Annotated in this window: 7 protein-coding genes; all 7 read left to right on the top strand. The window is 39.4% G+C overall.

Translation table 11 applies throughout. From position 1 onward, the window contains the following. The first annotated feature begins 386 nt into the window (after window positions 1-386). The 7 genes from L1D50_RS20250 (at window position 387) to L1D50_RS20225 (ending at window position 6,226) form a co-directional block, all read left to right on the top strand. Window positions 387-830, top strand: a complete 444-nt coding sequence (locus L1D50_RS20250; protein WP_128727530.1) for a GNAT family N-acetyltransferase — start codon at window positions 387-389, stop codon at window positions 828-830. An 86-nt stretch (window positions 831-916) separates the two neighbouring features. Beyond that, window positions 917-1,429, top strand: coding sequence for a Crp/Fnr family transcriptional regulator (locus tag L1D50_RS20245; protein WP_235956703.1), 513 nt, complete (start codon window positions 917-919; stop codon window positions 1,427-1,429). 70 nt (window positions 1,430-1,499) lie between these two features. Then, window positions 1,500-1,946 carry an isoprenylcysteine carboxylmethyltransferase family protein gene (locus L1D50_RS20240; protein WP_128727528.1) on the top strand — a complete coding sequence of 149 codons (447 nt, stop codon included), beginning with the start codon at window positions 1,500-1,502 and terminating at the stop codon, window positions 1,944-1,946. A 24-nt stretch (window positions 1,947-1,970) separates the two neighbouring features. Beyond that, window positions 1,971-2,132 (top strand): I78 family peptidase inhibitor, encoded by a 162-nt coding sequence (locus tag L1D50_RS23485; RefSeq protein WP_128727527.1) that lies wholly within the window; start codon window positions 1,971-1,973, stop codon window positions 2,130-2,132. A 105-nt stretch (window positions 2,133-2,237) separates the two neighbouring features. After that, on the top strand, window positions 2,238-2,441 hold the full coding sequence (locus L1D50_RS20235; RefSeq protein WP_128727526.1) for a DUF1289 domain-containing protein: 204 nt from the start codon (window positions 2,238-2,240) through the stop codon (window positions 2,439-2,441). A 306-nt stretch (window positions 2,442-2,747) separates the two neighbouring features. Next, complete coding sequence (locus L1D50_RS20230) at window positions 2,748-3,380, top strand: hypothetical protein (RefSeq protein ID WP_128727525.1); 633 nt, start codon at window positions 2,748-2,750, stop codon at window positions 3,378-3,380. 2 nt (window positions 3,381-3,382) lie between these two features. After that, window positions 3,383-6,226 (top strand): hypothetical protein, encoded by a 2,844-nt coding sequence (locus tag L1D50_RS20225; protein WP_138523430.1) that lies wholly within the window; start codon window positions 3,383-3,385, stop codon window positions 6,224-6,226. The last annotated feature ends 633 nt before the right edge of the window (window positions 6,227-6,859 follow it).

The following is a 6,859-nucleotide window of genomic DNA, read 5'->3' as shown; positions in this document are numbered from 1 at the left end:
GTTTTTAATAGCTTTCAGTGATGTAGATACTTACTCTTGCTAGGAATGAAATTATGATGGAGCGTACTGTTATGGATTTTATGGATATATTTTGTTCAAATCATTTATGTTAAGTCGTCAACGTTTTCTGCAAACGGATGCAGCTTCATAGCACTAATTTTGGTGTATAAAAAGTATTTATTAACACTTTTTATCAGGCTGTATGAGATCGCTAGGCCGCACTAAAGGCTACTCTTTACTTAACTATTTGAATACGTGAGTATGGTAGTAGGTTGAGGTTTTTATTGCACTGATAACAGTAACCCCCTCGTTATCGTTTAGTCGTTTGAGAATTAACTTAATTGACCTTAAGATATGGAGATTCAAATGTTTAATTAAGGAATTACATGCTTAGACTCTCGGTAAGTGAAAGCGTACACCTTAGCAAGTTTGTTACTATGGAAAGTACTGCAGACAACAGCCAATTCATAATAAGCAATTCGCTTTCGACTCACCAATCTCAATTCGTTGATACCGATTTACGCTATTTAACTATCCATTCGGGTAGTGAAATAGTTGGCTTTATTATTTTAGCTATTGACCCAGATCGAAAAAGTGTTGAGTTTCGCCGTATCGTGGTTGCCAAAAAGGGACTGGGAATAGGGCAAGAAGCGATAAAACAGATGGAAAAATACGTGTTAGAAGAGTTGCGTATAACACGTATTTGGCTGGATGTTTTTGCAGATAATACGCGAGCACAGCATATATACCAAAAGCTTGGATATCAGCAGTTCGATACGATGCCTTTCGACAATAGAGTCCTGTTATTATTCGAAAAGCACTTACACTAATGTCTAAAACAAGTAACGAAAATTATCAAAATTGGTTAGCTGTATATGGGCGGTTAGTGGACTTCTCACCCGAGGATTGGCTTCTTATGGCTCCGTATATAAAAATCGGCCATATCACAGCCGATACGATACTATTCGAACAGGGTGAGAAAATCTCGAGTGTTTATTTCTTATTAGATGGATATGGACGTTATTTCTACCTAGATGAAAAGGGCAATGAACGGAATAAATCTTTGCTACAAAAGGGCGGGGCATTCTCTTGTTTATCTTGTTACCTGGAAGCACAGCCGAGTCCATTTTCAACGCAAGCGCTAACAGACTGTGTTATTGCCGAAATTCGCTATGCTGACTTAGTCACAATATCTGAGCAAAACCTCAACTGGGGACGGTTTGTGCGCAAGATTTATGAGCAGTTGGTACTTAAAAAAGAGAAGCGAGAAGCGGCGTTACTTCAGTTAAGTGCGAAGGAAAGGTACTTACGCTTTACCCAAGAAAATCAAGCGTTAAGCCGTTCGGTTGCTTTGCGTCATATCGCGATGTACCTTGGGATCACGGATGTATCACTGTCGAGAATTAGAAAAGAGCTTGGCTTAACATAGGTTAAGGCACAGCAATAAAATTCGCATTACCTTATCTCTAATTATTGTCCTAAAGATAAGGAATAACATCATGAAAAAGTTACTGCCTCCTATTTTACTGTTTTTATTTGTCATATTGATGCCTGTGGGGTGTTGGTTGGCTGCAGCGCCACATTTTATTTATTACCCTTTCAATCTATTAGGGTTAGTACCGATTGCTTTGGGGTTTGCACTGGCCAAGTCGGGCAGCACGATATTCGCGAAGGAAGAGACCAATATTATGACTTTCAATAAGCCTGATAAATTGGTGGAAGTTGGGGTATTTCAATATACCCGCAACCCCATGTATCTGGGCTTTGTCATTGCATTACTAGGCTATGCTGTATTGACCGGTGGTGCACTTGTGTCATTTTTGTTTGTGATTACTTTTTTACTTATCGCCGACAGATGGTACATTCGGTTTGAAGAAAAAATGATGGAACAAACTTTTGGAGATGCGTATTTACGCTATCGAGGTCGAGTGCGTCGCTGGCTTTAAATTCCAAGCATAGATGAGGATAAAATGGTGCAAGATATTGATTATTCAAAATCCCTACAAACAATTGTTGGAAAAGTAATTAGAGTGTACCAATCTGGAGACATGCTTACTCAAGACCACCAACCTCAGCGACTCAATATTGAAATAAACGATGCGCAACAGGTCGTGCGGATGTGGTGGGGATAGTTCCACCCAGTTTGTATATTGATTGGCGAAGGCGGTGTATTTGGTCCAGTTAAAGTATTTCTTTCCGGCAAGCTATTTTGAGTAAATCTATTTGAAGGAGCTATGATGTCACACTCAAGTTGTAATTCGGTCCAATCCCCTTGCATCAGAAAGTGTTGTTTGGATGATAAGGATGTGTGCTTGGGGTGCTTTAGAACGTTGGATGAGATTACCAGCTGGACAAGTTACAGCGAAGATGAAAGGCTTGAAGTCTTAGCGCATTGTACTAGGCGCAAACGACAATATGCTCAAAAATATAAAGGAAATTAAATGAAATTGATGATTGGGACCGAACCAACTTGGTCATCAAGAGCGCTGTTATGGGCAAACTATTTCCAATCTCGAATCATCAATAGAGACTTTTAAACTGAAATTCTATTGATGGTTTTTCACGTATAAAGTGCCCAGAAGATTTATTTTTCCATATCACCCAAAACCTGAAGTATCCATGTTGATAAACTTGAAACTTAACACTAACAAATAGTTACATTTTTGGTTGAAAAATACCTATTTATTGCCTTTACTTAAACTTCATTCTGTAGACAACTTTATATTCATATAGATAGGGAAGTTAGTATGAGACATGTCCACACAAAATTATCTGCTTTGTTTTTCTGTACAGCTCTTGGTGGTTGCGGATTAACACCTCAAGAAGCTGGGGTTGTTGGGGCGATAGCTGGGGCGAGTGGTTCCTACCTGTCTACCCATACAGTTACAGGTGAAGTTTATCAAGTTTATTACTTAGGAGTGTTTGATCCAATAAATCAAATTTCTCCCACATTTTACAGAATAACGGTTAGAGGCCAGTCTAATCTACTCAGTGACATGAAATTTGCTTCGGGTTGGGTTCCTGCGGAAGCGATTGATACGTTAACCAGTAAAGTGGAAATGACAAACCAAGGGTTAAGTGCAGATGCTAAGGGTGGGACTCAAGTAACCAGTGCTAGGCGAAAGTTCGTATTAATGGGGCCTGAAGGGGTTAGAGAGGGCCCTGAAAACCACCGTCTCGTTATCGTTATGGGATCCACACCTCACAATTTCTTTTCAGCTATCGATAGCGCGATGGGAGATTTACTAAGTTTTGAGCAGACCAAAGCAAGTGATCCGATCAACCGCCGCTTGATGGACGAACTTTTGTCTATAGCGCAAGAAAGACAGCTACTCGAAGGCTTTTGCCGCAACTCACCTAGTTTATGTGCAGAAGGATAGAAATGATGAAGATAAATAGATTAACACTGCTTCTCCCTATTGCGATGATGATAACTGGGTGCTCAACTTTATTAATAGAAGTCGATGTTTATAACGGTCCACTAAATAGTCAAGCGCCTGAACGTTTAGATCAAGTTGCTGCAATGGTTAGCGCTGCTAGGCCTATGCTGGGTTTTATACGAGATACCTATCAATGTGATGATGAATTAAACCCTGTATCGTCAGAGTTATGTAGAAGGATTGATCCCATTGAAGTGGATAGCTACCGTACATATCTAGGGGCAGGAGTTTATCCCGAAAATGAAAGGAAAATAACCTACTATCTTGCCAACGAAATACTACACATGTACACCAATGAGCAGACTGCGCTGCAAGTTTTCTATCACGATTACGAGCTACTGATTCGAAAGCTTCAATATCAGGAGGAGGTTTACGACAAATACCTTCCAAGTGAAGCGGGGGATGCTGAGTTTATTGAGAGGATTTTTGCACAAAAGTCTATTGAAAAATCCAATGAAATCAATGCGGTAAGGTTTTTCATTGCTCCCTCAAAAGAGGGGGGAGGTACCAACTTCAGCACTGTGTTTTGCAAGTCAGAACGTAAAGGTGACTGCACAAGTCGGAAAATACTTTCAGATTTAGAGCAAGATGAAAGCCTGCGCAAAGAAATAAAAAGTTTGCTACGCGAAAATCAGTTTAAAGAAGAGAAAGCACAACAGATTTTAGATAAGTTACGGGATCTTGGTCAATCTTTCGATGCTGCATGGCAAGCAGTGAATGGAAGCGTACTCGCAGCGGCTAAAACTGCAATTTCACTAAATGAAATGGAACAAAGTGGCGGTGATATACCATTCAAACCGGGAGAACTAGCCGAGTTAAAAAGTTGGCTACTTAACATATTTAAAGAAAAGGTTGATCTGGTTAAGGTAAAGGCATTAGGACTTCAAAAATGCCCCTCTGATTTAGAAACAAGCGCTGACCTTATGGCATATGCAGATTGTGTGATTGCTGCACAAAATGCATTGGCCCCGTTAAATATTACTTCGCCGGCCATGGAGCAGCGGGTGGCAAAAGCGCCTGATGATGGTGGCAGGCTGGAAGGTAAAATGACCCAACTTCCTGATCAAGAGTTGATTTTGATTAGAGGATTAGGAACTGATGCTAGTCGGGGTTTAGAGGCTGTGATACATGATTATAAAAAATTTTACTATCGTGGCTGCTATGAAGAAAAAAAGCCTAATTGTGAGTCTGCCGAAGATGTAAAGCGTGAATTTCAATCTGACTTAAAAAGCTTTTCAGAGAAAATATTATTTCTAGCAAATAACCTTGTTTTACTTCATGGTAATGCAAATCTTGATGATGACAGTAACAGTGGTGAAAATAACCCGCAACGAATTAAGAAGTTTATAGCCGTGCTTCAGGCGATAGGAAATTCAACCAAGGTACTCACTAATGACATTGAGAGACAAAACCAGTTTACTACACGGAACAATGGTGACAACGCGAAGTTGCTGAAAAATGCAATTTCAAACACCATAAGGTCAGAGGCTGGAATAATTAATGTAACCGAAGATTTGGCGCTTTGGTTAGATAGCGAAGAGCGTTTGAAGCCCTATACAACATGTGTTGCTAATAATAAATCTCGCTGCGATGTTTTAGAGCGTCTAAAGACGACATTGAGAACAAGTTGTCTAACGGTAGAATCTGACGATACAGAGATGTCGGTTAATTGGCGTGCCAAGAATATAACTAACTGTATTAAAAGTAACTACCCAGATCCAGCAGGTACAGCTCCTGAGTCACTGAGTGAGATGAAGGAGGTTTTGGAGAATTATCTGTCTCAATTGCAAGAAGCAACTACAGAACATAACTTACCTAGTTTTGATGAAAACGACCAGTTAAACAGCGAGCTTAATACTGAGCAAGTATGGGATAGCTTAATGTACCATCTCGCAGTGGAGCGGGTGTTGGCGGATAAACGCGGAGACACAGAGCAAGTTAAACAGCTCAATAAAGCGTTGGAAACCGCGAGATATTTTCGTTCAGAAAATTCATTTCTTCGGGCAACTTCAGATGCGATCAGGATGACAATGAGGTCAACGACCTTGTTGAATGAATTTGAGCTTATACAAAGAAAGAAGTTCTTAAACAGAAGTCTTGTACAATCAAGTAATGCCATTTTACAAGAGTTAGACAACCAGAACTGGCACAATATAAACCGTGTTGCTGTTAAAGGTGGCGGGGATGTTAATTATGTGGTTGCTAAAGATGACATAGGAAACTGGTATATCAAGCAGTATTCTGAAGATAAGAAAGAAATGATTGACTCAATAAAAAGCATTGCTCTTTTTAATATCAAAAAGTCAAATATCTCTAAGCTGGCAACTTACGTACCAAGCGGAGTGAGTGAGGCTGCTACTCAATCAACAAGTGAAAAAGTGTATACATCTTTTTTGTCTCAACATACCTTACCGCTGAGGAATGAGTTAGTGAAACAAATGGCGTTTTTAGCTGATTTAGAGAAGTCTGACACTCATACGGATAAGCCATTTTTAGGACTAGAAGACGCACAGAAAAGTACCGAAAAGATATTAGAAAATACGCAAGAGCTTAAGAGTAGTAGAGGTCAAGTTGCGAATGGCGTTTTAGAAAATATTTATTTGCTGGCGAGATTTTACGAAGGACTTGGCGACTGCGCTGATGATAATGCGAGTAAACAGGAACAATGCTCATCAACTAAACAGCAAATAGCAAATAAAGTTAAAAATAGTGTAGCGATAATGCGTCAGCATACTGCTCAGGTCGAGCCTTTTGTACTTGCATTTATAGGTGCTATACAAGATTAACGTCATTACATTGCAAAACGTCTATAAGATTATGTTTGATATTAACATCGATTCTAGGATTTTCAATTCACTCTAAATGCGTGATAGTGTTCATTGTAATGACCTAGAAATTGCGAAGCACAATCAAGTCATAAAATCCCATTACTCGTTACTTTAAAGTTCGATCCTGTCCTGAAAGCGGGGGGGCAGCATTTGGATATAAAACGGGTAAATTCAAAGCGCATACCGCTTAATAAGCATGAATGCTTATTACTGTGCTTCTAGTAGTCGGTTTGGTGTTTTTTGCCAAAACTTATTTCTTACATCATCACTGAAGCCCACTGTGGACAAATTAAACTAGGCAATAATCAAAAATTGCGGCGCAGAGGTCAGTTTTAGCGTAGAGCGCATCAAATGTTAAAAGCAAACTTTGGGCAATATAGATGAGCTACACAGATAGATCGTTTTAAAAGTGAGCTAAATAAAAAGTATGATATGTTTACTCATGCTGATCTCTATTGCTTAGTTATTTGCTAGAATAACGCGCTTTCTGGCTTTTATAATGTTAGCTCAACCTGTTCGGATAATTAATGCCCTGCTATCAGCTAAATTTAGCGATGAGCGTGAATCATTATGAATAGATCAAATTTCTAT

Origin of the sequence: Pseudoalteromonas sp. Isolate6 (assembly GCF_022398435.1) — a bacterium.
GTDB classification, from domain to species: Bacteria; Pseudomonadota; Gammaproteobacteria; order Enterobacterales; family Alteromonadaceae; genus Pseudoalteromonas; species Pseudoalteromonas galatheae.
This window is presented reverse-complemented; position numbering and strand designations above follow the sequence as displayed.

Bases quoted from the DNA above. Each gene is read 5' to 3' on its own strand.
- L1D50_RS20250 (WP_128727530.1), top strand. From the start codon at position 387: ATGCTTAGACTCTCGGTAAGTGAAAGCGTACACCTTAGCAAGTTTGTT.
- L1D50_RS20245 (WP_235956703.1), top strand. From the start codon at position 917: ATGGCTCCGTATATAAAAATCGGCCATATCACAGCCGATACGATACTA.
- L1D50_RS20240 (WP_128727528.1), top strand. From the start codon at position 1,500: ATGAAAAAGTTACTGCCTCCTATTTTACTGTTTTTATTTGTCATATTG.
- L1D50_RS23485 (WP_128727527.1), top strand. From the start codon at position 1,971: ATGGTGCAAGATATTGATTATTCAAAATCCCTACAAACAATTGTTGGA.
- L1D50_RS20235 (WP_128727526.1), top strand. From the start codon at position 2,238: ATGTCACACTCAAGTTGTAATTCGGTCCAATCCCCTTGCATCAGAAAG.
- L1D50_RS20230 (WP_128727525.1), top strand. From the start codon at position 2,748: ATGAGACATGTCCACACAAAATTATCTGCTTTGTTTTTCTGTACAGCT.
- L1D50_RS20225 (WP_138523430.1), top strand. From the start codon at position 3,383: ATGATGAAGATAAATAGATTAACACTGCTTCTCCCTATTGCGATGATG.